This is a genomic window from Cellulomonas sp. ES6, assembly GCF_030053835.1.
In the GTDB taxonomy this organism is placed as follows: Bacteria; Actinomycetota; Actinomycetes; order Actinomycetales; family Cellulomonadaceae; genus Cellulomonas.
In genome coordinates, this window is the sequence record NZ_CP125655.1 from 268,819 (window position 1) to 294,471 (window position 25,653).

The window sequence follows — 25,653 nt, forward strand, 5'->3', positions numbered from 1 at the left end:
ACCCGGTCGGTCCGGGACGGCGCCGGGCCGGAGGACGACGGGCTGCACGACGACGGGCCCCGCCCCCCGGTGCGGGGGACGGGACCCGTGCGTGACGTGACCCTGGGCCTCAGGCGCTGCGGCGCAGCTTGCCGGCGCGCAGCAGGTCGAGGCGCTCGTCGAGCAGCTCCTCGAGCTCCTTGATGGTCCGGCGCTCCAGGAGCATGTCCCAGTGCGTGCGCGGCGGCTTGGTGGCCTTCGGCTCCGGCTTGGACGCGTCGCGCAGCAGCGCCTCGGCGCCGCACCGGCACTCCCACACCACCGGGACATCGGCCTCGACCGAGAACGGCAGGATGATCGTGTGCCCGTTCGGGCAGTCGTAGTACGCCTGGAGACGCGGGGCGAAGTCGACGCCCTCGTCCGTCTCCATGCTGTGGGACCCGATGCGCATACCGCGCAGGGACCGGTTCGACATCAGGACCTCCGTGCCTTGACGTGCAGACGTGTGGCTTACTCAGATCGGTCAACGTCCGGGGACCGTTCAGTGTTCCAGTCTGGCGTGAAGGTCCCGTGAACGCGCGGGGAGGGCCTCCTGCAGGGCTCAGGCGAGGGTCGCGCGGACCGCCCGGCGCACCAGCTCGGCGTCGTCCGCCCCCTCGTGCCGCCAGCGTCGCTGCTGCTGGGCGCCGTTGCCGCGCCCGAGCAGGGAGGCGACCCCGTCCCGCACGCGCTCGAGGTCGCCTCCCTCCACGAGCGCCGGCTCGACGTGCCGCAGCAGCTCGTCGAGCACGGCCCGAGCCGGCGCCGGGCGTCCCGTCAGGGGGCTGAGCAGGTCGTCGTCCAGGCCGGAGCGCGCGGCGCGCCACGTCGCGACGCGCACGACCTCCGTCCGGGGCTGGGGAGCGGGTTCGGGGCGCCCCGACACCGCGGTCTCCGCGAGCGCCCGGACGAGCGCGGCCAGCAGCACGGCGTCCTGCGGGTCCAGGCAGACGTCGGCGACCCGCACCTCGACGGTCGGGTACCGGGCGGACAGCCGGGCGTCGAAGTACACCATCCCGTCGTCGAGGATCGTGCCGCTCGCCACGAGGTCCTCGACGCTCCGGCGGTAGGTCGCGGCGTCGCCGAACGGCGCCGTCGGGCCGGCGGTCGGCCAGCGGCCCCAGATCTGCGACCGGAAGCTCGCATACCCGGAGTCGTCGCCCTGCCAGTAGGGGCTGTTGGCGCTGAGGGCGAGCAGCACCGGGTTCCAGCGGCGCAGGTGGTCGACGACGCGCACGCCCTCCTCGGCGTCCGCCACCTCGACGTGGACGTGGCAGCCGGAGGTGAGCTGGTCCCGCGCCGTCCGGGCGAACTGCGCGGCGATGTCCTGGGCGCGACGGTTGACGACCACGGTCGGGTCGGCGGGCCGCGGCGACGTCGCGAGCGCCGCGATGCGGGCGCCGGCGTGCTGCGCGGACGAATCGGCCCGCCAGCGCCCGCCCCGCACCTCCTCCAGCAGGTCGTCGAGGTCGGTGCAGGGGTGCGTCGAGGTCTCGACCTGCTCCTGCGCGAACTCCTTCTCCAGCGACCCGCCCGGCTGCGCGGGGTCGTCGTCGCCGTCCACAGAGGAGGCGTGCTGCAGCACCGCCGCCGCGACGGCGCGCGGCGAGCCGGCCTCCGACACCAGCAAGAACTCTTCCTCGACACCGATCGTGCGCACGCAGGAATTGTGGGGTCCCCGGGGGCGTCTGTCCTGCGGAGCGGCGGGTGCGGTCAGGGGCGCCGTGCGCGTCGCCGGCGACCCCCGCCGGTCCGTCCGCCGCCGCGCACTACGCTGGCCGCGCCCCCAGCCCCGACCCCGGAGGACCCGTGGCCCCCTGGCACACCCGCGCGTCGACGACCGTGTACGAGAACGCCTGGATCCGCGTCCGCGAGGACGCCGTCACCCGCCCGGACGGCCGGCCCGGCGTCTACGGCGTGGTCGAGGTCCGTCAGCCGGCGGTGTTCGTCGTGCCCGTCACGCCCGAGGGCGAGGTCGTGCTGGTCGAGGTCGAGCGCTACACCACCGGGCTCCGCTCGCTCGAGGTGCCCGCGGGCGGCTCCGACGGCCAGGACGCGCTGACGGCGGCACGCCGCGAGCTGCTGGAGGAGACCGGCCTGGTCTCGGACGACTGGCAGGAGCTCGGTGCCGTCTACTCGCTCAACGGCGTCAGCGACGCGCCCGGGCACGTGCTGCTCGCGCGCGACGTGCGGCCCGCACCCGACGCCGGCACGGTCGCGGCGGACGGGCAGGCGGAGGAGGGCATCGTGCAGGTGCAGCGCCGGACGTGGCCGGAGGTCGTGGAGCTGCTGCGCACCGGCGCGCTGACCGACGGGGAGTCCGTCGCCGCCCTCATGCACGCCGCCGTGGCCCTGGGCCGCCTCACCTGACACCCGCCGCCGACGCGCGGTGCACGAGGGTCCAGCGCCAGAACAGCCGGCGGCGGACCCGTGCACCGGGCAGGACCCGCGCGACGCACTCCCGCACCTCCGCGGGCGTCGCCTCGCGGCAGGACCCGACGACGACGAGCGTCCCGCCCGGCGCCAGCGCGTCGCGCCACCGGGCGTACCGGTCGTTGTGGCTCCAGGGGTGGGCGGCGTTCCAGCGGTCGAGGGCGTCCGCCACGGCTGGGTGCACCCCGTCACCCTGCCAGGAGACGGCCCGCGCCGTGGCCCCATCGGCCCCGTGCACGCAGGTGTGCATCTGTGCGCACAGACGCAGGTGTGGCACCATGACGCGTGCTCCTCGTCCTGCGCGACCGCGCGTACCGCCGCCTGTTCACCGCCCAGGTCGTGTCCCTGACGGGGACGGGGCTCGCCACGGTGGCGCTGGGGCTGCTGGCGTACGACCTGGCCGGGGCACGGGCCGGCGTCGTGCTGGGGACCGTGTTCGCGCTGAAGATGCTGGCGTACGTGGCCCTGGCGCCCGTCGCCGCGGCCGTGGTGCACCGGCTGCCGTCGCGGGCGGTCCTCGTCGGAGCCGACGTGGTGCGTGTGGTCGTGGTGCTCGGCCTGCCCGTCGTGACGTCCGTGGCCCAGGTGTACGCGCTCGTGCTGGTGCTGCAGGCGGCGTCGGCGGTGCACACGCCGGCGTACCAGGCCGTCGTCCCCCGCCTCGTGGCCGACGAGCGCCGGTACACGCAGGCGCTGTCGCTGTCGCGGCTCGCGGAGGACCTCGAGATGCTGCTCTCGCCCGTGCTGGCCGCGGCGCTCCTGCTGGTGCTGCCCGGTCAGCAGCTGTTCCTCGGGACCGCGGCGGGCTTCGCCGTGTCGGCGGCCCTGGTCGCCCGCACCGCGGTCCCGGCCGGCGCCGCGCCCGCGCCGGAGGACGCGGGCCTGCCGTTCGGCGCGCGGGTGCGGCGGGGCGCCGTGCTGATGGTCCGCACACCGAGCCTGCGGGCGGTGCTCGCGCTCGACCTCTCGGTGGCGTCCGCCGGTGCGTTCGCCCTGGTGCAGTACGTGGCGGTGGCGCGCGAGGCGTACGGCGGCGGCGAGCGCACCGCCGCGCTCCTGCTGGCGGCGCTCGGCGCGGGCTCGCTCCTCGTGGCCGTCCTGCTCCCTCGTGTGCTGGAGCGCCGGCCCGAACGTGCGGTCGTGCTCGGCGGACTCGCGGCTCTGACCCTGGGGACGGCCGCGGTCGCCGGCGGGCTCGCCGTGCGCGGCACCGCGGGGCTGCTGCTCGTGGGCGCGCTGTTCGCGCTCGTCGGTGCCGGGTGGGCCGCTGCCGAGACGCCGGTGGGTCGCGTCATCGCGCGCAGCGTCAGGCCGGCCGACCAGCCGGCGGTGTTCGCCGCGCAGTTCTCGCTGTCGCACGCCTGCTGGCTCGTGACCTACCCGCTGGCCGGGGTGCTGGGGGCCCTCGGGCTGGGTCGCGCCGCACTGGTGCTCGCGAGCCTGGCGGCGGTGGCCGCCGCCGTCACCGCGGCGCTCTGGCCGCGTCCCGCGCCCGTCGCCGCGGGGGTGGCAGGCTGAGCAGGTGACCAGCGAGACCGACGTGGCGGCTCAGACGGGTGCAGCCCTCGTGCCCGCCGCCGACCTGGAGGCCGCCGTCGACGTCCTGCGGCTGCTCGCGGACCCGACCCGCCTGCGCATCCTGCTGCTGCTGGACGATCGCGAGCTCTCGGTCGGCACCCTCGCGGAGATGCTCGGACGGCCCGCTCCGGCCGTGTCGCAGCACCTCGCCCGGTTGCGGGCCGGCCGGCTCGTGCAGACCCGGCGCGACGGTGTCACGGTCCACTACCGCCAGGCGAACGAGCACGTGGCCGCGCTGGTGCGCCACGTGCTGCACCAGGCCGAGCACGTGCGCTACGAGGAGCCGCCGCACCACCGCCCGTGACCTGCGGTGCTGTCGGAACGGTGCCGGCCCGTGACACAGTGGGTGGACGTGCGGGGCGTCGCCGCACCGGGTCGAGGATCCACCCATGGCGTGCACGACTCCGCCGAGGTCAGCAGCGGGGACCATCAGGGCCGGGGGGAACCCATGCGGAGCACCATCACCACCGAGCGCACCGACGGCGTGACGACCGTCAGACTCGTCGGCGAGATCGACCTGTCGCTCCGGGCGCAGGCCACCGCCGCGGTGGACGCCGTCCGGGCGGCCGCGCAGCCGGTCGTCCTCGACCTGGCGGGCGTGACCTTCATCGACTCGTCGGGTGTGTCGTTCCTGCTGCAGTGCCGCAAGGCGTGCGCGCGCGACGACCTGCCGTTCCGGGTCCAGGACGTGCCGCCGCGTGCGCGCCGGGTCCTCGAGGTCCTCGGGCTCGTCGACGTCCTCGCGGTGGGCTGAGCGCGCAGCCCCTCACCGGCCGGGCGTGTTCGGCACCACCCGGGCGTAGCGCCGCGGGCGCGCGGGGTCGGTGCCGGTGAACCACTCGCCGTGCACCTGCATGCCCACCGAGTCCAGGTGCACGTCCACGCCGAGGTGACCCGACGGGTCCTGGCCGGGCGGCAGGCGCAGGTGCTCGCGGGCCAGCGGGCGGCCCGCGATGTCCGCGAGGCTCAGCGCCCACCGCAGGCGGGTGCCGTCCGGCTCGCCGTCGTGCAGCACGACGATCTGGGCCTGCCGACGGCGGGACGCGTCGAGCTCGCGGAACCGGGGCAGCGCGACGTCGTCGGCGCTGTCGGGGGAGGGGCGCATGCTCCACTGTGCTGCCGGGCACCCCGGGAGCGCCCGCCCGGCGGCGGGTGAACCGGCTGCGGCCCGGACGCGGACGGGTCGCCCGGTCAGGACGCGAGCGCCTGGGACGACCCGCCGTCCGGGGCGCTGACCTCGGCCCACAGCGTGTCGAGGGAGAGGTCGATGGCCGCCGCGATCGCGGCGATCGTCGGGAACGCGGGCGTGGCGACCCGGCCGGACTCGATCTTGCGCAGGGTCTCGGGCGACACGCCGGCGTCGAGCGCGGTGCGGGCCATCGACCGGTCGCCGCGCGCGCGTCGCAGCACGGCGCCGAGCCGGCGCCCGCGCTCGACCTCGGCGGCGGTGAGGGGCAGACGGACCATGCGAGCGATCCTAGGGCGGCCCCGGGTGGCGGGACAGCCTGCGCGGGTCGGGTGGCGCGGCGGGATAGTCTGACCGGGATAGTTGTCCCACCCGCCGCCGGCCGGCGGCCGCACCGGAGGTCAGCCGTGATCGAGATCCTCAGCCCCGACGAGCTGCGGCGGGCCCGCGACACCGGGGCGCTCGTCCACCGGATCCTGCGGACCCTCCGCGACCGCACGCGCCCCGGCACCGACCTGCTCGAGATCGACCGCTGGGCACGGCAGATGATCGAGGAGGCCGGCGCCGTCTCCTGCTACGTCGACTACGCGCCGTCGTTCGGGCGCGGGCCGTTCGGGCACTACATCTGCACGTCGGTGAACGACGCCGTCCTGCACGGCCTGCCGCACGCCCGCACGCTGGTGGCGGGCGACCTGCTGACCCTCGACCTCGCGGTGTCCCTGCGGGGCGTCGTCGCCGACTCCGCCATCAGCTTCGTCGTCGGGGGGACGCGCCCGCCGGAGGCCGTCGCCCTCATCGACACCACCGAGCGCGCGCTCGCCGCGGCGATCGCGACCGCGGGTCCCGGCGTGCACCTGGGTGACGTCTCGGCAGCCATCGGGGACGTCCTCGAGGGCGCCGGCTACTCGGTCAACACGGAGTTCGGCGGGCACGGGGTCGGGTCGACCATGCACCAGGACCCGCACGTGTCGAACACCGGCCGGCCCGGGCGGGGCTACCGGCTGCGACCCGGGTTGCTGCTCGCGATCGAGCCGTGGGTCATGGCCGACACCGCCGAGCTCGTGACCGACGCGGACGGCTGGACGCTGCGCAGCGCGACCGGCTGCCTGACTGCCCACAGCGAGCACACCGTCGCGATCACGGAGGACGGGGTGGAGGTCCTGACCTGAGGCGTCCGTGCCGGTGAGCGGGCGGCAGGGCAGGATGGCCCGATGGATCGTGCGACCACGCTGACCCACGTCGACCACGAGCGGGCCGCCCTGGCGGACCAGCTCCGGACCCTCCACGACGACGACTGGCGGACCCCGTCGCTGTGCGACGGTCTCTCGGTGCGCGAGGTGCTCGCGCACCTGACGGTGAGCGGGGCGGTGTCGCCGCTGCGCTGGTTCCTGGGGGTGCTGCGGGCCCGCTTCGACTTCGACCGCCAGGTCGACGACCGGCTGCGCGAGCAGCTCGGCGCGGACCCGCAGGAGACCCTCGCCCGGTTCCGCGCCACCATCGGCAGCCGCACCTCCCCGCCGCTGCCCGCGCCCGCCCTGCTGGGCGAGCTCGTCGTGCACGGGACCGACATCCGGCACCCGCTCGGCCTGACGCGGGACCACCCGCACGAGGTGCTTGACCTGCTGCTGCGCTACTACGCCGGCACCGACCAGGTCGTCGTGGCGCGGTCCCGGGTGACCGGGCTGCGCCTCGAGGCCACCGACACGGGGACGACGGCGGGCGAGGGGGAGGTGGTGCGCGGACCCGCCCTCTCGCTGATCATGGCGATGACGGGCCGTGCGGCGGCCTGCGCCGACCTCACGGGTCCGGGGGCGGCGGTCCTCGCCGGGCGATGCGCGTGAGCGCGGGTCAGACCGGAGCGTGCGGGCCCCGGACCACGCGGTACCGCTCGTAGACGACGCGGCCCGCGAACGTCCGCGTCTCCACCAGGTCCAGGGGCACCGGCTCGGGCACCGGTGGCAGCAGGGGCGTGCCGCCGCCGAGGACGACGGGGTTGCGGAACATCCGGACCTCGTCGAGCAGGCCGAGCCCGAGCGCCTGGTGGACCAGGTCGGCGCCGCCGATGGACACGTCCCGGTCGGTGCCCGCGAGCGCGCCCGCGACCACCTCCTCGAGGGAGCCGGACGCGAGCCGGGCGTTGCCCTCGACCCGGTCGAGCGTGCGGCTGAGGACGATCTTCGGCAGCGCGCACCAGACGTCGGCGAACGCGGCGGACGCCTCCGCGCGGCGCAGCTCCGGGTCGGTCTCCCAGACGAGCATCGTCTCGTACAGCCGGCGCCCGCAGATGTACGCCCCCAGCTCGCCGACCTGCGCCAGGGTGAACGCGAACTGCTCGTCGCTGGGCGTGCCCCAGCCGAGCCGGCCGGCCCGGTCGGACACGTAGCCGTCGACGGAGACGCTCATCGAGCAGAGCAGCATCGTCCGAGCGTAGGGCCGGGCGTCGAGGACGTCGACGCCGGCACGGGCGCCCGCCTCACCGCGGTGCGGCGCGGGGGACCGGTGGGGGCGTGCCACCCGGTCCGGCGTGCGTGAGCGCGTCGACCCCGAGCATCGCGAGCAGCGTCGCCACGTCGGCGGGGACGTCCTCCAGGGTGCACCGCTGGCCGGTCTGGCCGCAGGCGCGCAGGCACTGGATGAGGAACGCCAGGCCCGTCGAGTCGATGAACGTCACCCCGCCCAGGTCGAGCACGACCGGTCCGCCGGCGATCAGCGCCGCGGCGAGCGCGTGCCCCGCATCCGCGCGGAGGGACGCGTCGACCTCGCCGTGCAGGCGGATGACGGTCGAGCCGCCGTCGGTGCGGGCGCTGATCCCGCCGGGACGATCCTGCATCGCACCGACCTCCCGGGCGGTCGCGGTTCCCGTCCCCGTCCCGAACGGTGGCGTCGGGCCGCGCGCCGGGGCAGCGTGGCTGCGGTGGCGGCTCGACTCGCGACGAGTCTGCCACCGGGCAGGGGCCACCGCCCGACGAGCGCGCGTCCCGGGCGGCCGTCGGTCCGGGGCGCGGGCGCGTGTTCCCGGGACGGCCGGGCGAGGCTCAGGCGGTGACCCGCCCCGACGCGACGACGGCCCGGGCCGGCAGGTGCAGCAGGCCGTCGCGTCCGGTGTACCCGGCGGCGAGGTCGACGAACGCCCGGCGCACCGCCTCGCGGCCCGCGCCGTCCTGGCGCCGGTAGGCGGCGCCGATGCTCGCCACGCCGCGGGTGACGGCGCTCCACCACAGGTCGGGCGGCGCGACGTGCACGAAGCCGACCTCCCGGGCCCGGACCTGCTCGAGCCCCGACGCGGTCAGCAGGGCTCCCAGGCCGTCGGGTGTGCGCGCGAAGTCCCGGCCTTCCGGCAGGGCGGTCGCGGCCGGCGCGACGCCGGCGCGGTCGAGCACGTCTGCCCAGAGCTGCTGCGCCGGTCCCGGCGGCGCGGGCCAGACCGACACGGCGACCCGGCCGGCGGGCCGGGCGGCACCGGCGAGCGCCGCCGCTGCCGCGGGCGGGTCGCCCACGTGGTTGAGCACGAAGTTCGCGGTGACGACGTCGAACCCGGAGCCGACCGCGGACGGGAGGCGGGGGAGCGCCCCGACCAGGAACCGGGCGCCGGGCACCGCGGCCCGTGCGAGCGCGACCATCTCCGGGTCCGGGTCGACGCCCGTGACCGCGCACCCGCGGTCCGCCGCCGCACGGGCGACCGGTTCCGGGCCGGTGCCGACGTCGAGCAGCGCCTCGCCGGGCCGGACCGCCGCGTCGTCGAGGAGCGCCGGCACCGCGCGGGCGCAGAGGCGGCGAAGGTCTCCGCGTACGCAGCCGCCGTCCCGGCCCAGGCGGCGCGCTTCGCCGCGTCGTGCGCGGCGGCGGTGCGCCCGCCGGGTCCCGGGGTCGGGGCGGGACCTGAGGGCACACCGGAAGCATGCTCCCCGGCTCCCGCGGTCGCCGGGACGATCGTCCCCGCCGGCGTGACCGGCCGGTGGCGGGCGGGCGTCGCGCGGGCCGGGGTGCTCACACGAGGTGCTGCACGATCTCCCGTCGGTCGCCGTCCACGACCACGGTCGCGAGCGCGCCGTTCACCAGGGGCAGGTGGGGCGGCACGTGCCCTTCTCCACGTCGAGCACGATCGGCACGTCGAGCCGCCCGAGGGCGTCGAGCACCGCCTCGCGCTGGGTGAGGCGGGGGTGGTCGGGTGCGCGGGTGCGCCCGACGAGGACGGCGTTCGCGTGGTCGAACCACCCGGCGAGGCGCATCCCGTGCAGGGCGCGGCACACGGCTGCGGCGTCCTCGGCCGCCGCCTCGACGTAGACGACGAGCCCGTCGTCGGCGTGCGCGCGCCCGAACGCGGCGACGTCGCCGTACGGCGTGCCGGCGAGGGCGGTCATCGTCTCGATGCAGCCGCCGACGAGTCGGCCCGTCGCGTGCAGGGTGCCGCCGGACGCCAGGTCCCAGTGCCCGTGCCCGACGGGCTTCCACCGGTGGCGCGGCTGTCCTCGGCGAACGTCCACCAGTCCGCGACCAGTCCGGAGTCCCGCTGCCGGTGGGGTCCGGCGCCGGACGCGATGTCGAGCCAGCTCAGCAGGCCGGGGGGAGTCTCGTACGGGGTGTCCGCGAGGTTGTCGCCGTGCAGCGTGGCCCAGCCGAGCCGCGTCGTCAGGGGCACCAGCAGCGTCGACAGGTCGGAGTACCCGACCAGCCAGGTCGGCTCCGCCGCGGCGAGCGCGTCCCAGTCCAGGAGGTCCACGAGGTCGATCGCGGTCTCGCCGCACCACGGCGGGACGACGCAGCGGATCGCCGGGTCGGTCAGCATCGAGGTCAGCTCCGCGGCGCGCCGCGACGCGGGCCCGGCGGTGATGCCCGAGCCGTCCATGACCTCGCCCACGACGACGTCGTAGCCCGCGGCGCGCAGGTGCTCGACAGCGACGTCGATGCGGGCGGTCTCACCGGGCTGGACGCCGGCCGACGGGGACGTGACGCCGATGCGGTCGCCGGGCCAGAGCGGGGCGGGGAACCGGATCATGCACCGCATCGTGCCAGCCGCCCGGCCCCCGGGTACGGGCGACGACCCGCGCCGGGGTGCCCGGCCCGTTTCCGCCCGCGACGTCGGCGAGCGCGCTACGGTCGTGAGGTCATGGAACGGACGAAGAAGCCCTGGTGGCGGATGACCCGCACCCCGACGAGCGGGTTCGTGCTCGCGGGCGTGTTCACGGTCATGGCGCTCCTCCGGTGGTTCAGCTGGGCACCCGGGGATCAGCGTGAGCTGACGCTCGCCTGCCTGTTCACGGTCACCGCGGCGGCGTACCTGGCCAGCGCCACGGCGATGCTGCGCCGTGAGCGCGCGGCCGGCCGGACGCGGCGGGCCTGAGCGGGCCACGCGCGCCGACGCCGGCGTCACCCGGGCGGGTCAGGACGGGGTTGAGCGCGGCCGGCGCCGCGGGGCTCACGCGCGGTCGTGCAGCGTGACGTGGTAGCCGTCGGGGTCGGAGAAGGTGAACGTGCGGCCGAACGGCCCGTCCACCGGGGCGGAGACGATGGTGCGGCCGTCCGCCACGAGGGCGTCGTGGATCGCCTGCACGTCGGTGGCGTGCAGCCAGAGGGCCACGCCGAGACCGGGACGGGGGAGCGGGGCGAGGTCGGTCCCGGGGAGCAGGTCGCGGAGCGCGAACGCAGGCTCGGTGGTGAACACCACGGCGTGCGGCGGCCCCGCGGGCGAGCGCACCAGACCGAGGTAGTGCTCGTAGAACGCCTGCGAGGCCGCGAGGTCGCGGACCTGGAGGGAGATGAAGTCGGGGCCGGTGACGGGCATGCGTGCTCCTCGAGTGGATGTCAGTAGACCTGACACGCAACCTATGTCAGGATGTTGACATGACGCAAGAGGCAGCCGGGATCGACCTCGAGACCTCCCTGGGCTACCTGCTGAAGGAGGCCTCCAGCGCCCTGCGCGCCGCCATGGAGGAGGCCCTGCGGCCGCTGGGGCTGACCGTGACCCAGTACTCGTGCCTGGAGCTGCTGGCGCAGCGACCCGGGCTGTCGGCGTCCGACCTGGCCCGCGGCGCGTTCGTCACGCGGCAGTCGATGAATGTCGTGCTCCAGGGGCTCGACCAGGACGGCCTCGTCACGCGGTCCGCCGAGCCGGCCGTCGGCAAGACGCTGCCCACGCGCCTGACGTCGCGCGGCCGCGAGACGCTCGACCGTGCGACGGCGGCCGTCCGCGGCGTCGAGGTGCGGATGCTCGACGGGATGCCCGACGACGAGCAGGCCGAGGCGCTGCGGCTGCTGCGGAGCATGCTCCGGTCGCTCCGGGACGCCGGGGCTTGATCGTGAGCGCGCTCCAGGTCTCAGGATGGCGCGCATGACACAGGACACGGCAACCGCCCGGCTCGTGCTCGGGACGATGGACTACGGCACGGTCGTCGACCGTGGACGGGCGTTCGCGCTCATGGACCGGTTCGTGGAGGCGGGCGGGGTGTGGCTCGACACCGCCGACTGCTACTCGTTCTGGACGGACCCCTCCGGCGTCGGCGGCGCCAGCGAGCGGCTGATCGGCGAGTGGCTCCGCGCCCGGCCCGGCGTGCGGGACGAGGTCAGGATCGCGACGAAGGTCCGACAGAACCCCCTGGTCCCGCACCGGTGGCCGGAGTCCGCCGAGGGGCTCTCGCGCGACGCGGTCCTCGCCGGCGTCTCCGGCAGCCTGGAGCGGCTGGGGGTCGACTCGGTCGACCTGCTGTGGGCGCACGCGGAGGACCGCGGCGTCCCGCTGGCGGAGACCGTGACGGCGTTCGGCGAGCTCGTCGACCGCGGCGTGGCGTCCCGCGTCGGTGCGGCCAACCACCCGGCCTGGCGCGTGGAGCAGGCGCGCACGATCGCGCGGTCGACCGGGGTGGTGCCGTGGACGGCGCTCCAGCTGCGGCACTCGCTGGTGCTGCCGCGACCCGAGGCGGTGCTGCCGAACGCGGGCCACCGGCACCTCACGCCGGACGACGCCGACTACGCGCGCACCGAGGGGCTCGACGTCTGGGTGTACACGCCGCTGCTCCACGGAGGGTACGTCCGCGCCGACAAGCCGTTCCCCGACGCCTACGATCACCCCGGCACCACCCGGGTGCTCCGGGAGCTCGACGACGTGGCGGCGCAGACCGGCGCCACGCGCAACCAGGTCGTGCTCGCCTGGCTGCTCCACCAGGGCATGAACCCGATCATCGGCGTCAGCGCCGTGGCGCAGCTCGACGAGGCGCTCGAGGCCACCCAGGTGACGCTGCAGGACGAGCACGTGCAGCGGTTCGCCGCGGCACGCTGACCCGAGGACCCCGACGACCCCGAGCGCGAGGAGAGGCGATGACGACGACGTGGGCACCGGCGGATGCCGCCGCCAGGACCGGGCTGTCCCTGGACACGCTGCGCTACTACGAGCGCGAGGGGCTGATCGGGCCCGTGTCCCGGACGCTCGGCGGGCACCGCGCGTACACGGACGACGACCTGTTCTGGATCGGCCTGATCAGCTGCCTCCGGGACGCCGGGCTGGGCATCGCCGACCTGCGGGAGTTCACCGCCTTGCTCCGTGAGGGCGGCAGCGGCGACAGGGTCGCGTTCCTCACCGAGCACCGGGCCGAGCTCCAGCGACGCGCGGGCCAGCTGCAGAAGGCGATCGGTGTGCTGGACGAGAAGATCGCGTACTACGCGGGCGTGACCCCGGACGCGTGAGATCTGGGTCGGTGAGCGCCGAGCGGCGGACCGTCGCGCCCCGTGCGACTGGTACAGAGACGTATCGACGTGAGACGAGTCGGCCTGAAGTCGAGGCCGGTCGGTGCGGGCAGCGTCGTGGATCAGGGGCGGGCTGCAACCAGCCGCCATCGAGGGCGGTGCGGACGCCGGGCGGTCGACCGGTTGCACGCCCGCGACTTGCGGCCTCTACTGTGAGAGGTGCCCGCGAAGTACAGCGGCTCCGCGAGCTTCTGCGGATGAGAGCCAGACGATGACGGTGAACGACCCCCCGTGGGACCGCATCGACCTCGAAGAGGCCGCGCGCCTCGGTCTCGCAGAGGCCGACACCCCGGGCGTCGTGGCGCGCGCCCGAACCGCAGACGGGTCCAGCTCGATCACCCTGACCACCGACGCGCAAACCGGCTGGCACGCGCTCGTGCTGAGCGACCTGAGCGCCGCGAGTGTAACCGTCGCGGCGCTACTCGATCCCGACGAGGCGCGTGTGCGTCTGAGCGGGTCGATCGCGCCACGCCCGAGCGAAGGGCCGCGAGTTCACTACGCGGTCGCGCGGACCACTGAGCACCTGGAGGTGAGGGTCGGCTCCGAGGACGGGCACTGGGAGGTGGGAGCAGCCAGCACGGTGTCAGGCTGGGCGCTGACATGCTTCAGAGCCGAGGAGTTCCTTGACCCGGTTCGCACGGAGATCTCCACGCCAGACGGCCGGTGGGAACCGTTCTCCGAGCACTGAGCCCTCGAGGGTCGGGCTCCACCCACGCGCCTCAACTCCAGACCGCTGGGCCGGGCTGAGACGAGCCGTCTCATCCAACTGCCAGACGTCCTACCCGATGTGCCGATAATGGACGTAGTAGTGCGCGCTGAGCGCACCTCGGGTACGGTGGTCACAAGTCCCCCTAGGGAAGGTTTGGATACCTGGGGCGGGCTAGACGCCCCGAGTGTCCGTTGGCGCGGCCTCGGGGCGCAGCACTGTCTGCGCCGAGTAACGACGGTTACGTCAGGCGGGCAGCAGGGCGGCCTCGACGGACTTGACCGTCAGCCGCAGGTTCCCGCCGGCCGAGCGCGCCTCGCAGTTGAGCCGCACGAGCTCGTCACGCTTCGGCAGGGGGATGCTCCCGTCCGTCGGGAACCGCACGTCCACCGCGTCGTACGCCGGCGTCAGCACGCGGGCCTCGATGTAGTCCCACACGATGGCCGGGGCGCTCGGGTTCTCCGGGTTCGCCATCGACCCGTTCTTCCGCTCGGACTTGACGATGTTGCCCTCGACGAACACGTCAGCGTTGCGCTGAGCCATGGCACACCTCACCTGATTGTTTGGAGCCCCGTTGGCGCGGGACCGGATGAGAGATGCCTACACCCAGACGCACGCCGCGACCCAGTACGCCACGCAGGCGCCACCCGAAAGGGCTAACAACCACAGGGCGAACCGGACACGCCGACGGCGACGAGCACGAACACCGACCTCGTGCAGCACCTCATCCGCGCCACGTCGTGCACGACGAGTCTCCGGCGGTGCCGGGGCACGCGTCGCCGGCGACGCATCCCGACGCTCGACACCGGCGTAGCGGTCAGCCAGCCACGGATCCATAGCCCCCACGTACAGCAGATCGGCAACCGGGGGAGCGCCCTTGAGCCTGACGCGACACCTGCCGATCCTGTACCGCATGCCAGCCGCACCACGACGCTCCCCACACGACGGCCTCACCGCGTCCGAGGGCGAAGAACTGGTCGAAGCCGCACGCCGACCCGACCGCCTCGCCCTCGAACCGATCGACCGCTACCGCGAGGTGGCCGCGGAGTACGCCGAACGCACGGTGCGCGCCCTCACTGGCAACGACCTGCGCGAGGCCCTCCGTGCAGCGACCATCTCCGACGCCGCCAGCCGCACCGTCGAGTCCGAGCTCCGGTTCCGTGAGCGCTCACGTGAACTGCGCGAACGCTGGGAGCAGGACCGCCAGGCATCGGCGGCCGGCCGACCCCGGGGCCTCGCCATCGCCCGCTGAACCGCGCTGCAACCCCGGTTCCCCGGCCGCGTGGAGATGTGGCACAGAGAACGAGCCCGGCCCGGGCCCGGCCGGCGCGAGCGCCGTCCACAACCACCCGCGGGGGTGCGTGGGGCCGCTGATCTGGGCGGAGGAAGGTATACCCCTCCGCTCCGTGCCTCAAGGGCCGATCACCCCGCGTAGCCGGCCGGGGACGGTGCTCCGCACCAAGAACCAAGACCCAGGCCGTTCGGCCCTTGACCCACTCCACTCCGGGGGTATGGGGCTCCGCTAACAGATCGACGGCACGGACCGACCGGGCCGGATCGAAGCGGAGGACGCCGTGAGCATCTACACCACCCAGAACGTCAGCAACGGGGCGAACGCGCTGGTCAGCGCCATGACCATCGCCCGCGGGTCCCTCGCCGAAGTGCTGTACGCGCACGTCGCACAGAACGCGGCCGTCCTCACCGTCGCCACGGTGGAGCAGGCACGAGACCTCGCCTGGCACTTCGCCGCCACCTACTCGGTCCGCGTGGCCAAGTACGCGTACGTCGCAACCCCGCGCGAGCCCAGGGCCACGCCCATCCACATCCAGGCCGACGGCCGGCCCGAGCTGCCGGCCCTGTGACAAGGCGCGTTGTCACATGCCTGTGAATCAGGAGCCCTGGGTCAGCGACGTCGACTGCTTCATCGATCGGTGGTCCCGCTCACCATCGTTCAACCGAGCGCGGCCGTCGGCCTCGTACGCGACTGTGGCGGAGAACAGCCTCGCGACAGCGAGGCTCTCGTTCACTAGGCCCACTGACACCGACATGCGCCTGCAGCAGCTCGCGGTCGCGCGAACCGGCACGGAGGCCGCTGTTCGAGCCGCTGTCACCGAGTTTCGCGCCGCCGGCGCCTCGTGGACCGACGTCGCCGCGTGTCTCGGGGTCACTCGGCAGGCAGCCCGGCAGCGCTACGCGTGACAACCCGCGTTGTCACGAGCGCATCACCGCGAGGGCACGCCCGATGTCGTACGCCAGCGCGATGGCGTCGTTGACGACGACCGTCCCGCCGCCGAGCGACGTCGTGCCGGCGGCACCGAGGTTGCGGAGCCTGTAGCGCTTGCGCGGGGCGGGCGCCTCGCCCATGCGAGCCCAGTACCCGGCGCGGCGCTGCGCGGCCTGGTCGAGCCGCCACGCGCGGGCGCGGTGGACGTGGCGGAGCATCCGCCGCACGGCGTACCACTCGCGCTGGCTCAGGTCGACCTCCACGGTGCCGCGCTTGAGCCCCCAGTAGCCCCAGAACCGCCCGGGCCCGGCGCCGTCAGCGCGCCAGAGCGCGGGCACGATGTGCTGGTACTCCTTGCCGTCCGCGTGCTTCGAGCTGTGCCCGAGGAAGTACGTGCTGATCCGGCGCGGGTCGCTGAACCGCTGGCCGGACATCTTGACCGTGGTCCCGCCGGCCAGGTTCCGGGCGAACTCGGTGTCGCGGTCCGTGCAGCTGCAGGAGGTCAGCCCGTCGTCGTGGACGGGGACCCGCTTGTCGAGCCCGTGCAGCCCGTGGCAACGCGTGTTGTCGGCCCCGACGCACTCCGCCCAGGTCCGCGACAGCCACTCCTCATACCGCTCGCCGTCGACCAGCGCCGGCACCCGCATCAGTGCGTGCCAATGCGCGGCCCCGCGACGCTGGAACTCCAACTTCCACAGGCACCGGACGTCCAGGCCGGCGCGGGTCATCCGGGACCGCAGACGCTCAATCATGCGCTTGAAGTGCCGGCCGGTCGGGGCGACCTCTTGCCACTGACCGGGCAGCGTCAGAGTCACCATCGCAAGGTCGCCGCTGTCGGGGGTCCACCCGGACAGGTCGAGCTGCGGCACCGTGGTGAACATCCGCGCGCGGCTACGGCCGGACCACTCCGCGATCACCCGGCCGGGGCGCGGGGTGATCCAACCCTGGTCAACGGGACCGCCAGCGAACAGCGCGTCGGGCGTCATGTGCACCAGGTCGACCTGGCCGGCGTCGTCGCCGTGCTCCGGGTCATACAGGCTCAGCACCGTCGCGCGGGGGTCGGTGCGCTCCCGCTCGGCGCGAGCCTCAGCGCGCACGGCATCGAACGTGCGCAGGCCGATGGTGCCGGGGGAGACCGAGAGCCGGAACGTCCTGCCTTCGCCCAGCCCGAGGCCGGCGGACGCCGACAGCAGCGGGGCGCCGCCGACCATGTACCGCTCACGCACGTAGCGGCCATCGGCCCCGACCACGGGGGCCCCTGTGGCGTCGTACACGTACGCGTCGCGCCACACGGCGCCGTCGTTGACGTCCAGGACGTCCTGGGCCACCACGGGCCCGTACGCGGCCCCCAGGGACCGTGCAGCCGCCTCCGCGTCGTCGCGGGACGGGAACGAGTGCGGAACCAGCCCCGCCGTCAGCCGATCGAACTCGACTTCGGGTGCGACGGGGCCGGTCCGCTCCAGCAGAGCAGACAACCGCGATCCTGACGTTTGGCCCCCGTTGGCGCGGGGGAGGGGTGAACAGGACGGTGAGCGGGTCTACCCGGCTGGCGCCCGTGGTCGGTTCACGCGGCACCGCCAGCAGCGGCCGCGTCGACCAGACGCTTGCGCGACCCGGACGGCGTGACGATCTCCACGACGCCCGGCGGGAGTCGGTCCGGGTCGCTGGGGCACGTGCACGCCGGAGCAGAGCGCCGGCCACCGCACGAGAAGCACATGCCACCCTCAGCGGCAGCGCCGAGCTGCGTCACCGCAGCGGCCGTGTCGTACGCGCGCTCCGCGATGTGACCGGGACGCCAGAACGACTGCCGGGCGACCGGGACCAGGCGCTCACGCTTCCCGACCGTGAACCGGTCGAACTCCGAGGCGTCGAACATCGTCCAGCGGAAGAGCCGAGCCTGCGCCCACACCCCACGCCGCTCGACAGCGAACCGGCCCCGGCACAGCACGACGCCGCGCGTCACCGACCGGATGCGCAGGTCGGCGTTGCCGTAGTCCGGCGTGGTCCACAGCAGCCGGGCGTCCCGGCGCCGAAGCTGCTGCACCAGGTTCTCGACCTGCACCGGCAGGCTCATGCTCGACCGCGACGACGCGACGCCCGTGACCTCATCCATGAGCACGTCCGTGTGCTCGACACCGAGGAGCTGCACGAACGAGCGCAGCCGGTCGTAGTACGGCGACGGGTTCCGCAGCGAGAACGGGGGAGCCGTCACGTCCCGCAACTCGACGGTGGAGAGCACCCGCCGCATGCCGGTGGTCGTGCCGCCCTCTGCCAGGACCGTGACGCGGCGGCCGTCGTCGGTGTTCTCCCACTCGGTCTCGCAGTCGCAGACCGCGGTGGGCTCCGTCGAGAGCATGACCCGGGACGTGCACGACGCGGAGTGCGTGTGCAGGTGGTCCGGGTTCTCGCACGTCCAGCGCGACCCGCGCAGCGTCGGCAGCACCGCGTACACCGCGGCGAGCGTCTTGCCGCCGCCGTTGCCGCCCACGAACGCGCAGATCGGCGTGTTCGCGATCACGCCGGCGGCCGTCATGCTCTTCGTGCGGTCGACGCCGGCACGCCAGTACCGCCACCGGTCCCGCAGCCCCTCCGGGCGCACGCACGGGAACTCCGGGCCGGGCCGGCTCACAGCAGCTCGCCCGTCTCCGGGTCGCGCAGGCGCGACGGCAGCAGGGCCGAACTCTCCACCACCACGGGCTGCCCACCCCGGCGGACCGCGCGACGCCGGCGGGCGAAGCCGACGACGAGCCCGAGGGCCAGGCAGGCGAGGAACAGGAACACCACGGGGACCTCCTACGGCCAGATCAGGTTCCACACGGTCAGAAGCAGCCGGACGATCACGAAGACGACGACGGCGGACAGCAGCCCGAGCATCGCGACGGTCGGGCCCATGATCGGGACCAGCGAGTCGGCCTGACGCACGGCCTTCCACGCCACCTCGACCGGGCCGATGTTGAGCGCGTGCCCCTCCGGCAGGAGGTCCACGACCCACTGCACGGCCGCGAGGATCGGAGCGAGTAGCGCGTCTGTGATCACCGGTACCCCCTGTGCTGCTCGGTCTGGGGCGCGCGGTCGCGCGACGCTGCGCGCCGTGCGGCCGCGTGCCGCTGAACGGGGGCGCTCACGCGGTCCCCGTGGATCCCGGTGCGTACGTCTTCCACGCCCACCAGGCGAGGGGAGCGATGACCGTGAACCACACGACGACCGTGAACAGAGGCCGGTAGTCACGCAGCAGCCGGGACACCGGGTCGGACCAGGTGCAGGAGTCCAGCAGCGGCTGATCGTGACCGATCACGAACGCGATCGGCAGGGACAGCACCAGGCACTCACTGCCGGACGACGGCGGCGCCAGCGCCTGCGAGATCGACCCGAGCTCGGGAACCGGTGTCTTGGTCTGGAGCGCCTGCCCGATCTGCTCGACCTTGACCTGACTCTGCGTCGGCACGAAGGCGTCCTCGAGCGCGCACAGGGTGCTCTTGTAGTACCACCACGGGTTGAACGCGCTGGCCCACGAGAACGGCGGCGGGCAGTCCTCAGAGCCCGGGTCGCTACCCGGGTCCGTCCCGGGATCGGTGCCGGCGTCCGGGTCCACATTGCCCTCCGGGTCGGCGTAGTTCGCACCGCCGGTCTGGAACGTCGGGGCGTAGACCAGGCAGTCCTCAAGGGCGACGACCGAGCCCCCGTACGTGCACTCGTAGTTCTGCTCGCGCGCCGGGTCGGCGGCCCACGAGGCGCACAGGGTCGGGTTGGAGAAGCACGACACCCGAGCACCGGTGACCTGATCGATGCGCGACAGCAGCAGCGTGCAGCCACCACCCGCGCAGCTGCTGTTCGCCCACTCGACGTAGCCCGGATCGGCCGTCCAGTCGATCACCGTGACGGCATCGGTGAGGCCCTCCGTGATCTGCTGCACCAGCAGCGACGTCACCACGGCGCCCGGGTCGCACTGCGCCGAGGGGAAGCCGGGCCACTCCGGGTCCGACTCGCGGAACGGGGACGACTGCTGCGAACCGCCCGGCGTGCCGGCCGAGCACTGCCACGTGCTCTTCCACCACCGCTGCGGGTCAGGTTCGACGGCCGGCGGACGCTCTGGCGACGCCTCGGGGTACCAGCGCAGCGTACGCACCGGCTGATACGTCGCCTCACCCACGCTCTGACCACCAACGACCACCTCAGCCCGGACGAACAGCCAGTCCGACCCCACGGTCAACGTGCGCGAACGCTGCTGCGGCGCACCGGTGCACCCAGCAGATGGAGCCAGTGACGCGCTCGACAGCACGGTCGGGGCGACACCTGGATTCGTCCGCGGGACCCCGTAGACGAACAGCCCGCCCGGACCTTGGCCCCCGGTGGACGCGGCGACGTCGTGACAGATGCCCGAGGTGACCGCCGTGACGCTCACCGAGCCGCTCTCGTGCCACGAAGGTGCGGCGTCGACCTGCACGGTGACGGTCGCATCGGCCCAGTAGTCACCGGGGTACGTCGTCGTACCCACCAGAGTCACCGTCGCGTGATTCGCCGTCGCCCATCCCGGCGGATTCGCCAGGCCCGCCACGTCCGAGTTGACCACGTAGTCGACCGATGCAGCGGCGCCGCAGGTGCCGAACAGCGCCCCGAGGTCACACCAGAACGAGCCGGTCGTCGGAAGGCCGAGCGCCGTCGCAAGGCCCGTACCGATCTCGGTCCCGACAACGAAGCCCCCGACGGCCGCAGCGGCGGACCCGCCGAACCCACGCAGCCCGACCTTGCCGCCGCCGGCGCCCGTGGTAGCCGTGTTCCCGACGACCTTGTTCGGGTTGGCGTTCAGGTAGGAGTCCCACTGCCCAGGGTTCATGACGTTCGGCTGCGTCCCGACCGCCCCGGGGTTCCAGGTGATCGGCGGCGGCGCCTGGTACGCCATCGCAGCGGGAGCATGCGGGTCGAGCACGACGAGGCCCAGGCCGACGAGAACAGCGGCGACGACGGTCGAGATGCGTCGCAGGTGCACCAGCACGGTCAGGGTCCCTTCGCGGAGAGTGGTGGGGCGCTGCCCGGCGCGCCCCGTTCGGGAGGGCGCGCCGGGCAGCCGGCGGACAGGTGGCTCAGGAGCCGACCTGCTGCGACGCCTTCTTGGCGGCACGGTTGGCGATGAACACCGACCGCAGCACCCAGGCGAGGCCGAGGATCGCCGCGACGCCCGCGACGATCAGCGGCACCGCCGTCGAGAGCTCCGTCTGCCCCGCGTCGAAGACGGCGGAGACACCCGAGCCCGGGGCGGGCGGCTCGACGGCCAGGAGGATGGGGAGCATGGTTCTTCCTTCCAGTTGAAACGAACGGGGGAGCGGTCGCTCACCCGTGGGCGCCGCTCCACTCCCGCACCTTGTACAGGAGCGCCACGGCTGTACCGACCGCCACCGCGACGGCAGTTCCGGTGACCATCTGCGCGAACAACTCCGCGCCGGTCAGATCCACCGCGACGCCTTGCTAGCAGCGTCAGCGGCCCACACAACGGCCAGCGGGGCGACAAGGAAGGCGCCCACCGCCGCCACGAACTCCACGATCACGAGCCCGTCACCTCGTCAGCAGTCGCACCGCTGTGACCGCGCTCAGCAGCACCAGCACGACCCCGATCACCGCGAACCCCAGCGCGAGCTGCATCGCGTCCGCGGACAGCGACACCACGCACGGGACGTCCGGCGCACCGCAGCCCGTAGTAGCCGGCGTAGTAGCAGCCGGCTCCGAGGCAGGCAGAGAGGACGAGGGCACCGGCTCGGGGAGCGACGACGGCGAGGACGACGATGCCGAGGGCTCCGGAGACGGCTCCACGAGCGACAGGGGCACGGAGGCCGGCCCCCACGCTCCGGAGAGCCCGAGCGAGGCCGGCCACGTCACAGCACCCCCCGCAGGAACTCACCGCGCGCGGCCGGGCGGTCACGATCCGCCCACGCCATGAGCCCGACGGCGGCCGTGACAGCGACGACCTCCGCCAGGGAGACCAGCAGGAAACGGATCATCGTTCCACCTGCCGATCCGCCAGAGCGACGCTTACAGCCCATGCGTGCGGCTCAGCGATCAGCACACCGAGCCACGTCACGGCGTCACACAGCAGCGCGCGGTCCGGGCCGTCGACACCGGCCTCGCAGAACTCCACGAGCTGATCGAGCACGATCCGCCGCGCCATCCGCGCGCACAGCCGGACCGACTCCGGCGACGTCGAGTCAGCGCCGTGCAACTCGCGGATCGTCAGGAACGTCCGCACGGCGTGATCGGCGTACGCAGCGCCGGTGCCGTGAACCTCCACGAGCGAGCCGGGCTCGCGAAACCCCTGGTCAGCGGCCGCACTTGACAAGCCGATAATGGACGTTATGTCAGATCGTGGTCTGCGTATTGCACCTGATGCAACACGCGACCAGCGCCACCCTATCCACCTGCCGACAGGAAGATGTCGACGCCTACCTGCAGTCCGGTCCGAGCACCCGTCACGCGATCCGCACCTTCATGGTGTTCGCCCGACGCCACCGACTGAGTCCGCGACTGGAGGTCCCATATCGAACGCCGCGCTCACGGCCCGCCATCACCCAGGAGCAACGCACCGCCTGGATCGGCGAGATGCTCGTCGGGACCAGTGAGTCGCTGCCCTACCGCACCGCGGGGATGTTGTTGCTGCTGCTCGCGCAACCCCGAGTGAAGGTTGCCGCGCTGCGCGTCGACGCGGTGCGCGACTCCACCGCCGGCATGACCATCGATCTTGGCAGACCGCCCACTCCCCTGCCCGAACCGTTCGCCGGGCTAGTCCGGGCGCACCTCAACAGCCGACCCAACCTCGCCACCGGCAACGAGCAGAGCCCTTGGATGTTCCCGAGCACCAGCGCGGGCCGCTACCTGCACCCCCAGACGGTCATGATCCGCCTTCGAGACCTCGGCATCAACCTCCAAGGTGCCCGTAACCGAGCGCTCGACGAGTTGGTCACGGAGCTCCCGCCGTCCGTCGTCGCCGACGCTCTCGGGTACAGCCACGCAATCGCCTTCGCCCACCAACAAGCCGCCGGCGGCGCATGGGCCCGCTGCGTCGGCCGGCAAGCAGTCGCGCCGCGCGCGGCGCCGCCATACACGATCTGAGTTACTCGACGAGCGGCTCTTGCAGCCGCCGGCACAGCGGCTCATCGATCAACTCGTCGACCCACAGCAGCCCAACTTCCTGACGGTGCTCTCGTTCGTCGACACCGTGCCGGGCACGCCATTGAGTGAGCTGTGAGCACAACTGGTCCTCAGATAGCTCGCCGACCGCGTAACGCTCGCCGAGCTCGCGCACCGACGCTCCGTCGAACCCCGCCGGGAGCGCGATGCTGACCGCGTCGTCAGCCACCCAAGGGAGTTCCGCATCCGACTGAAGGTCGGCGTCCGGGACGAGTTCAGCGAGATCGGCTCCTACTTCGAGCGCCGCGACTACCGCACGCGCGTGGTCGAGCGCGGACAGGCGCCAGCGCAGGTGCGCCACCCGAACACGATGCAGCGCGACCTCGGTCGGATCCATGGGCACCGAGCGTCGCAGTACAGTCGGAACTAGGCAGCGCTGCCCCCTCCCCTGGCAAACGGGCGACAGGGGCGGCGGGGTCCCAGGCCAGGGCGCACCGCGCCCGCTGCTGCGGCGACCCCGGGGGCCGCTTCGGTCACCGGCCCAGCTTTCGGCACATCGGAGCCGGTTCAACGCCTAGTTCTGACTAATGCGGTTGAACTGTGCGCAAAGGCCCGAGCATCCTCCCTTGGACATATTTCGATCGGTCCGGCAGATGACTTCGCTGTCAACGCACATAGATCCCGCGCGCCCCACGCGCGAGACTTATGCCCCCGGACGCGCGGGGCGATTCACTCGGAAGCGCTCTTGCTCCAGATACTCGGACCACTCGACCCCGATGTGCAGCACAAGAAGCACGACCTCGTCGAGATAGCCGGCGATCTCGCGCGCCGTCCGACCTGCCTCCGAAAAGACTTGCGCTATATCTACGTTTCGGTGCGCAACATCATTGCGGATCTGCGTCAACTTCTTCAGGGCCGTTACCACCGAAGCGCGAGGAATAGGATCAGTGAGCCCAAGGACGCGCCACACGATCGCGATGTGACGCACCTGGATAGTTCGACCGTCCAATGGCGGCTGAGGGGAACTGCGCGTCTTCCCCGGTAGATTGACTCGCTCCAGCGATGCATCTAGCCCAGTTACCTCGAGCCGACCATTCCATATTGCCTCGTGATCCGAAGAGTACCGCATACTCTCAAACCTGGAGTTTGCGGCGAGCGTACGAAGGGATGGCGTCAAATCTTTGGTGAGTATGCTCGTCGAATTAACGTGAGCGCCAATCGCGATCATCATCTCGCGAAGCAGAGCCTCAAGTTCCGCCATCGTCGCCACGACGGCCGCGGCGCGCATTTCGCGACCTAGGAAACTCCGTTCGGGTATTCCGGACAGCTTGCCGTCCGCGAGATTGATCAGGTGACGCCGCCACTCCGAGATGCGGGCTGCTGCCTCGTCGGTGAAATGTAGGGCAGCCTCAGAGTCATGCTTCACCGGAGAAGATCGCCTTCGCCCTGTCGACGCGGCGTGAGAGCATCGCCCGAGTGTTCGTGCCGCCTGTGCTCGCAGCCACGAGCTCGGTGTCGTTGAGCCAGTCAATGGCCGGCACAACGGGGTCCGCTCCGGACTCGTAGATCCTAGCAATCCCGATCATGCAGGCCTCGAACTGGACCAGCGGGGTGACAGGGGTATTGCGTCGCAGAAATGGGCCACCTACAGCTTCCGCAAGAAATCGCGCCGACTTCTCGTATAGCTCCCGTTCTGCGATATAGTCGAACTTCGCGTCGGTCTTCGCTATGTACTCGTTCAGAAAGTGAGTGACCGCACCCCGGAACGACGGTTGGTCATTCTTGTAAGCGAAGAACTTCAGCACCTGCTCGGCGGCGGTTCCGTCCTGCTGATTGGCTTCCTGGAGTTTCAGCAGCGAAGCGAGGGCGGGGTTGGTCGACAGGTCCTCAACAAAGTCGATAAACTGCCCCTCATATACAGCCGATCTCACCTCTTGCGGTGTTAGTGAGATCGATCCAGTGTTCAGTCGTTCGAACAGGTCGAACCGCACGGCCTTGTCACTCTTGTCTGTCAGCGAGATGACCTGAAGTGGCTGCCGAGCAAAATAGCGCCTGATCCCAACGGGCAAGTCCGTGTAAACGGTTCCGTTGAGCTGAGAGAGTTTTTCAAGGTCCTTCAATCGCAACGCTTCTTCTCGGCCGACTCGCTTTCGCACTCCCACGTCTTCACTCAGAAAGAGGATAAGAGTCGAGATCCGCTGCACCCCATCCACCACCTCCCAATCGAAGTTGTCGTTTGTCGCAACAAAGATTGGAGGAATTGGCAATCCGAGAAAAACCGACTCCACAAACACCGAGGCTACGCGGCTCGGCCATCGGTACTTCCGCTGGTATGAAGGCGCGATATTGAGCTCGCCGTCTTCGTACATGCGCACCAACTCACGCACAGAAAAGTTGACGGTCGCCACGTCCACTTTCCTGCGCTCGATACCGAGTTGGTCTTCGAGTCCCTCAAATTCCTCGGATGCCATGCTGGAAGCGTACTGACTCACGCGGAGTCAGGCGGCCCGTCTCCGGTCTGACTGGTTAGCCGATCGCCCGAGTGATCGCGGCTCAGCTCCGAGGTCGAGGAGTTCCCAGCCAGGAGACTCGGGGCGTGGCGTCGACACGATGTGAGCCTCTCCGGCGGGGTGCGGTCCGCGAGCGGCACGGGCG

38 protein-coding genes are annotated in these 25,653 nt (G+C 72.5%); 14 read left to right on the forward strand and 24 right to left on the reverse strand.

Annotated features, from left to right (window positions below; translation table 11 throughout):
* Positions 1 to 109: 109 nt before the first annotated feature.
* On the reverse strand, positions 110 to 454 hold the full coding sequence (locus tag P9841_RS01240) for an RNA polymerase-binding protein RbpA (RefSeq protein ID WP_146838390.1): 345 nt from the start codon (positions 452 to 454) through the stop codon (positions 110 to 112).
* A gap of 126 nt (positions 455 to 580) precedes the next feature.
* Positions 581 to 1,678 (reverse strand): glutamate--cysteine ligase, encoded by a 1,098-nt coding sequence (locus P9841_RS01245; RefSeq protein ID WP_283320313.1) that lies wholly within the window; start codon positions 1,676 to 1,678, stop codon positions 581 to 583.
* 149 nt (positions 1,679 to 1,827) lie between these two features.
* Between P9841_RS01245 and P9841_RS01250 the strand changes: the two genes are divergently transcribed.
* On the forward strand, positions 1,828 to 2,388 hold the full coding sequence (locus tag P9841_RS01250; protein WP_283320314.1) for an NUDIX domain-containing protein: 561 nt from the start codon (positions 1,828 to 1,830) through the stop codon (positions 2,386 to 2,388).
* On the opposite strand, the gene P9841_RS01255 is transcribed toward P9841_RS01250, so the two are convergent.
* Positions 2,381 to 2,635, reverse strand: a complete 255-nt coding sequence (locus tag P9841_RS01255; protein WP_283320315.1) for a hypothetical protein — start codon at positions 2,633 to 2,635, stop codon at positions 2,381 to 2,383. The two genes, P9841_RS01250 and P9841_RS01255, sit on opposite strands and share 8 nt — an antisense overlap.
* Positions 2,636 to 2,736: 101 nt before the next feature.
* On the opposite strand from P9841_RS01255, the gene P9841_RS01260 reads away from it, so the two are divergent.
* The 3 genes from P9841_RS01260 to P9841_RS01270 all read left to right on the forward strand — a co-directional run bounded on the left by P9841_RS01260 (position 2,737) and on the right by P9841_RS01270 (position 4,783).
* Positions 2,737 to 3,969, forward strand: coding sequence for an MFS transporter (locus tag P9841_RS01260; RefSeq protein WP_283320316.1), 1,233 nt, complete (start codon positions 2,737 to 2,739; stop codon positions 3,967 to 3,969).
* Positions 3,970 to 3,973: 4 nt separating this feature from the next.
* Entirely contained in the window at positions 3,974 to 4,333 is a 360-nt protein-coding gene (locus P9841_RS01265) for an ArsR/SmtB family transcription factor (protein WP_283320317.1), read from the forward strand.
* Between the two features lie 144 nt (positions 4,334 to 4,477).
* The gene (locus P9841_RS01270; protein ID WP_283320318.1) at positions 4,478 to 4,783 is read left to right on the forward strand and encodes an STAS domain-containing protein; all 306 of its coding nucleotides are present in this window, start codon (positions 4,478 to 4,480) and stop codon (positions 4,781 to 4,783) included.
* Positions 4,784 to 4,795: 12 nt separating this feature from the next.
* Here the strand turns inward: P9841_RS01270 and P9841_RS01275 are convergent, their stop codons facing one another.
* Together P9841_RS01275 and P9841_RS01280 are read right to left on the reverse strand one after the other, a co-directional pair.
* Positions 4,796 to 5,134: a hypothetical protein gene (locus P9841_RS01275; RefSeq protein WP_283320319.1), complete on the reverse strand. Its 339-nt coding sequence runs from the start codon at positions 5,132 to 5,134 to the stop codon at positions 4,796 to 4,798.
* Between the two features lie 86 nt (positions 5,135 to 5,220).
* Positions 5,221 to 5,496 (reverse strand): helix-turn-helix domain-containing protein, encoded by a 276-nt coding sequence (locus P9841_RS01280; protein WP_283320320.1) that lies wholly within the window; start codon positions 5,494 to 5,496, stop codon positions 5,221 to 5,223.
* Positions 5,497 to 5,622: 126 nt separating this feature from the next.
* Here P9841_RS01280 and map point away from each other — a divergent pair, with 126 nt between their 5' ends.
* Together map and P9841_RS01290 are read left to right on the forward strand one after the other, a co-directional pair.
* Entirely contained in the window at positions 5,623 to 6,384 is a 762-nt protein-coding gene (gene map, locus P9841_RS01285) for a type I methionyl aminopeptidase (protein WP_283320321.1), read from the forward strand.
* Between the two features lie 42 nt (positions 6,385 to 6,426).
* Positions 6,427 to 7,056 (forward strand): maleylpyruvate isomerase family mycothiol-dependent enzyme, encoded by a 630-nt coding sequence (locus P9841_RS01290; protein ID WP_283320322.1) that lies wholly within the window; start codon positions 6,427 to 6,429, stop codon positions 7,054 to 7,056.
* A 7-nt stretch (positions 7,057 to 7,063) separates the two neighbouring features.
* Here the strand turns inward: P9841_RS01290 and P9841_RS01295 are convergent, their stop codons facing one another.
* The 5 genes from P9841_RS01295 to P9841_RS01315 form a co-directional block, all read right to left on the reverse strand.
* On the reverse strand, positions 7,064 to 7,633 hold the full coding sequence (locus P9841_RS01295) for a dihydrofolate reductase family protein (protein ID WP_283320323.1): 570 nt from the start codon (positions 7,631 to 7,633) through the stop codon (positions 7,064 to 7,066).
* Positions 7,634 to 7,688: 55 nt separating this feature from the next.
* Positions 7,689 to 8,045 carry an STAS domain-containing protein gene (locus tag P9841_RS01300; protein ID WP_283320324.1) on the reverse strand — a complete coding sequence of 119 codons (357 nt, stop codon included), beginning with the start codon at positions 8,043 to 8,045 and terminating at the stop codon, positions 7,689 to 7,691.
* A gap of 205 nt (positions 8,046 to 8,250) precedes the next feature.
* The gene (locus P9841_RS01305; protein ID WP_283321821.1) at positions 8,251 to 9,027 is read right to left on the reverse strand and encodes a class I SAM-dependent methyltransferase; all 777 of its coding nucleotides are present in this window, start codon (positions 9,025 to 9,027) and stop codon (positions 8,251 to 8,253) included.
* A gap of 240 nt (positions 9,028 to 9,267) precedes the next feature.
* Positions 9,268 to 9,576, reverse strand: coding sequence for a S66 peptidase family protein (locus P9841_RS01310; protein ID WP_283320325.1), 309 nt, complete (start codon positions 9,574 to 9,576; stop codon positions 9,268 to 9,270).
* The gene (locus P9841_RS01315; RefSeq protein ID WP_283320326.1) at positions 9,573 to 10,211 is read right to left on the reverse strand and encodes an LD-carboxypeptidase; all 639 of its coding nucleotides are present in this window, start codon (positions 10,209 to 10,211) and stop codon (positions 9,573 to 9,575) included. Before P9841_RS01315 ends, P9841_RS01310 begins: the two co-directional genes overlap by 4 nt.
* A 111-nt stretch (positions 10,212 to 10,322) precedes the next feature.
* Here P9841_RS01315 and P9841_RS01320 point away from each other — a divergent pair, with 111 nt between their 5' ends.
* Positions 10,323 to 10,556: a hypothetical protein gene (locus P9841_RS01320; protein WP_283320327.1), complete on the forward strand. Its 234-nt coding sequence runs from the start codon at positions 10,323 to 10,325 to the stop codon at positions 10,554 to 10,556.
* Positions 10,557 to 10,631: 75 nt separating this feature from the next.
* Here P9841_RS01320 and P9841_RS01325 read toward each other — a convergent pair whose 3' ends face one another.
* The gene (locus P9841_RS01325) at positions 10,632 to 10,997 is read right to left on the reverse strand and encodes a VOC family protein (protein ID WP_283320328.1); all 366 of its coding nucleotides are present in this window, start codon (positions 10,995 to 10,997) and stop codon (positions 10,632 to 10,634) included.
* A 59-nt stretch (positions 10,998 to 11,056) separates the two neighbouring features.
* Here P9841_RS01325 and P9841_RS01330 point away from each other — a divergent pair, with 59 nt between their 5' ends.
* The 4 genes from P9841_RS01330 (at position 11,057) to P9841_RS01345 (ending at position 13,640) form a co-directional block, all read left to right on the forward strand.
* Positions 11,057 to 11,509: a MarR family winged helix-turn-helix transcriptional regulator gene (locus P9841_RS01330; RefSeq protein WP_283320329.1), complete on the forward strand. Its 453-nt coding sequence runs from the start codon at positions 11,057 to 11,059 to the stop codon at positions 11,507 to 11,509.
* A 34-nt stretch (positions 11,510 to 11,543) separates the two neighbouring features.
* On the forward strand, positions 11,544 to 12,488 hold the full coding sequence (locus P9841_RS01335; RefSeq protein WP_283320330.1) for an aldo/keto reductase: 945 nt from the start codon (positions 11,544 to 11,546) through the stop codon (positions 12,486 to 12,488).
* A 38-nt stretch (positions 12,489 to 12,526) separates the two neighbouring features.
* The gene (locus P9841_RS01340) at positions 12,527 to 12,892 is read left to right on the forward strand and encodes a MerR family transcriptional regulator (protein WP_283320331.1); all 366 of its coding nucleotides are present in this window, start codon (positions 12,527 to 12,529) and stop codon (positions 12,890 to 12,892) included.
* A 271-nt stretch (positions 12,893 to 13,163) separates the two neighbouring features.
* The gene (locus P9841_RS01345) at positions 13,164 to 13,640 is read left to right on the forward strand and encodes a hypothetical protein (protein WP_283320332.1); all 477 of its coding nucleotides are present in this window, start codon (positions 13,164 to 13,166) and stop codon (positions 13,638 to 13,640) included.
* 264 nt (positions 13,641 to 13,904) lie between these two features.
* Here the strand turns inward: P9841_RS01345 and P9841_RS01350 are convergent, their stop codons facing one another.
* Positions 13,905 to 14,201, reverse strand: coding sequence for a hypothetical protein (locus P9841_RS01350; protein ID WP_283320333.1), 297 nt, complete (start codon positions 14,199 to 14,201; stop codon positions 13,905 to 13,907).
* A gap of 334 nt (positions 14,202 to 14,535) precedes the next feature.
* Here P9841_RS01350 and P9841_RS01355 point away from each other — a divergent pair, with 334 nt between their 5' ends.
* Complete coding sequence (locus P9841_RS01355) at positions 14,536 to 14,910, forward strand: hypothetical protein (protein ID WP_283320334.1); 375 nt, start codon at positions 14,536 to 14,538, stop codon at positions 14,908 to 14,910.
* Between the two features lie 322 nt (positions 14,911 to 15,232).
* Positions 15,233 to 15,520, forward strand: coding sequence for a hypothetical protein (locus P9841_RS01360; RefSeq protein WP_283320335.1), 288 nt, complete (start codon positions 15,233 to 15,235; stop codon positions 15,518 to 15,520).
* A 349-nt stretch (positions 15,521 to 15,869) separates the two neighbouring features.
* Here P9841_RS01360 and P9841_RS01365 read toward each other — a convergent pair whose 3' ends face one another.
* From P9841_RS01365 to P9841_RS01405, 9 genes are all read right to left on the reverse strand, one after another.
* Positions 15,870 to 17,210, reverse strand: a complete 1,341-nt coding sequence (locus P9841_RS01365) for a rolling circle replication-associated protein (protein ID WP_283320336.1) — start codon at positions 17,208 to 17,210, stop codon at positions 15,870 to 15,872.
* 236 nt (positions 17,211 to 17,446) lie between these two features.
* A complete protein-coding gene (locus P9841_RS01370; RefSeq protein WP_283320337.1) occupies positions 17,447 to 18,511 on the reverse strand; it encodes a hypothetical protein in 1,065 nt (354 codons plus the stop codon).
* Entirely contained in the window at positions 18,508 to 18,666 is a 159-nt protein-coding gene (locus P9841_RS01375; protein ID WP_283320338.1) for a hypothetical protein, read from the reverse strand. The genes P9841_RS01370 and P9841_RS01375 overlap by 4 nt, the downstream gene beginning before the upstream one ends.
* Before the next feature lie 9 nt (positions 18,667 to 18,675).
* The gene (locus P9841_RS01380; protein WP_283320339.1) at positions 18,676 to 18,918 is read right to left on the reverse strand and encodes a hypothetical protein; all 243 of its coding nucleotides are present in this window, start codon (positions 18,916 to 18,918) and stop codon (positions 18,676 to 18,678) included.
* An 85-nt stretch (positions 18,919 to 19,003) separates the two neighbouring features.
* A complete protein-coding gene (locus P9841_RS01385; RefSeq protein ID WP_283320340.1) occupies positions 19,004 to 20,875 on the reverse strand; it encodes a hypothetical protein in 1,872 nt (623 codons plus the stop codon).
* Positions 20,876 to 20,963: 88 nt separating this feature from the next.
* On the reverse strand, positions 20,964 to 21,170 hold the full coding sequence (locus tag P9841_RS01390; RefSeq protein WP_283320341.1) for a hypothetical protein: 207 nt from the start codon (positions 21,168 to 21,170) through the stop codon (positions 20,964 to 20,966).
* 40 nt (positions 21,171 to 21,210) lie between these two features.
* Positions 21,211 to 21,333, reverse strand: coding sequence for a hypothetical protein (locus P9841_RS01395; protein ID WP_283320342.1), 123 nt, complete (start codon positions 21,331 to 21,333; stop codon positions 21,211 to 21,213).
* Positions 21,334 to 21,749: 416 nt separating this feature from the next.
* Positions 21,750 to 21,875 (reverse strand): hypothetical protein, encoded by a 126-nt coding sequence (locus tag P9841_RS01400; protein WP_283320343.1) that lies wholly within the window; start codon positions 21,873 to 21,875, stop codon positions 21,750 to 21,752.
* Positions 21,872 to 22,120 (reverse strand): hypothetical protein, encoded by a 249-nt coding sequence (locus P9841_RS01405; protein ID WP_283320344.1) that lies wholly within the window; start codon positions 22,118 to 22,120, stop codon positions 21,872 to 21,874. Before P9841_RS01405 ends, P9841_RS01400 begins: the two co-directional genes overlap by 4 nt.
* Positions 22,121 to 22,257: 137 nt before the next feature.
* Here P9841_RS01405 and P9841_RS01410 point away from each other — a divergent pair, with 137 nt between their 5' ends.
* Entirely contained in the window at positions 22,258 to 22,980 is a 723-nt protein-coding gene (locus tag P9841_RS01410) for a hypothetical protein (protein WP_283320345.1), read from the forward strand.
* A gap of 1 nt (position 22,981) precedes the next feature.
* Here P9841_RS01410 and P9841_RS01415 read toward each other — a convergent pair whose 3' ends face one another.
* From P9841_RS01415 to P9841_RS01425, 3 genes are all read right to left on the reverse strand, one after another.
* A complete protein-coding gene (locus P9841_RS01415) occupies positions 22,982 to 23,395 on the reverse strand; it encodes a hypothetical protein (RefSeq protein WP_283320346.1) in 414 nt (137 codons plus the stop codon).
* A gap of 306 nt (positions 23,396 to 23,701) precedes the next feature.
* Entirely contained in the window at positions 23,702 to 24,424 is a 723-nt protein-coding gene (locus tag P9841_RS01420; protein WP_283320347.1) for a hypothetical protein, read from the reverse strand.
* Positions 24,414 to 25,469 (reverse strand): DUF262 domain-containing protein, encoded by a 1,056-nt coding sequence (locus P9841_RS01425; RefSeq protein WP_283320348.1) that lies wholly within the window; start codon positions 25,467 to 25,469, stop codon positions 24,414 to 24,416. Before P9841_RS01425 ends, P9841_RS01420 begins: the two co-directional genes overlap by 11 nt.
* Positions 25,470 to 25,653: the final 184 nt, after the last annotated feature.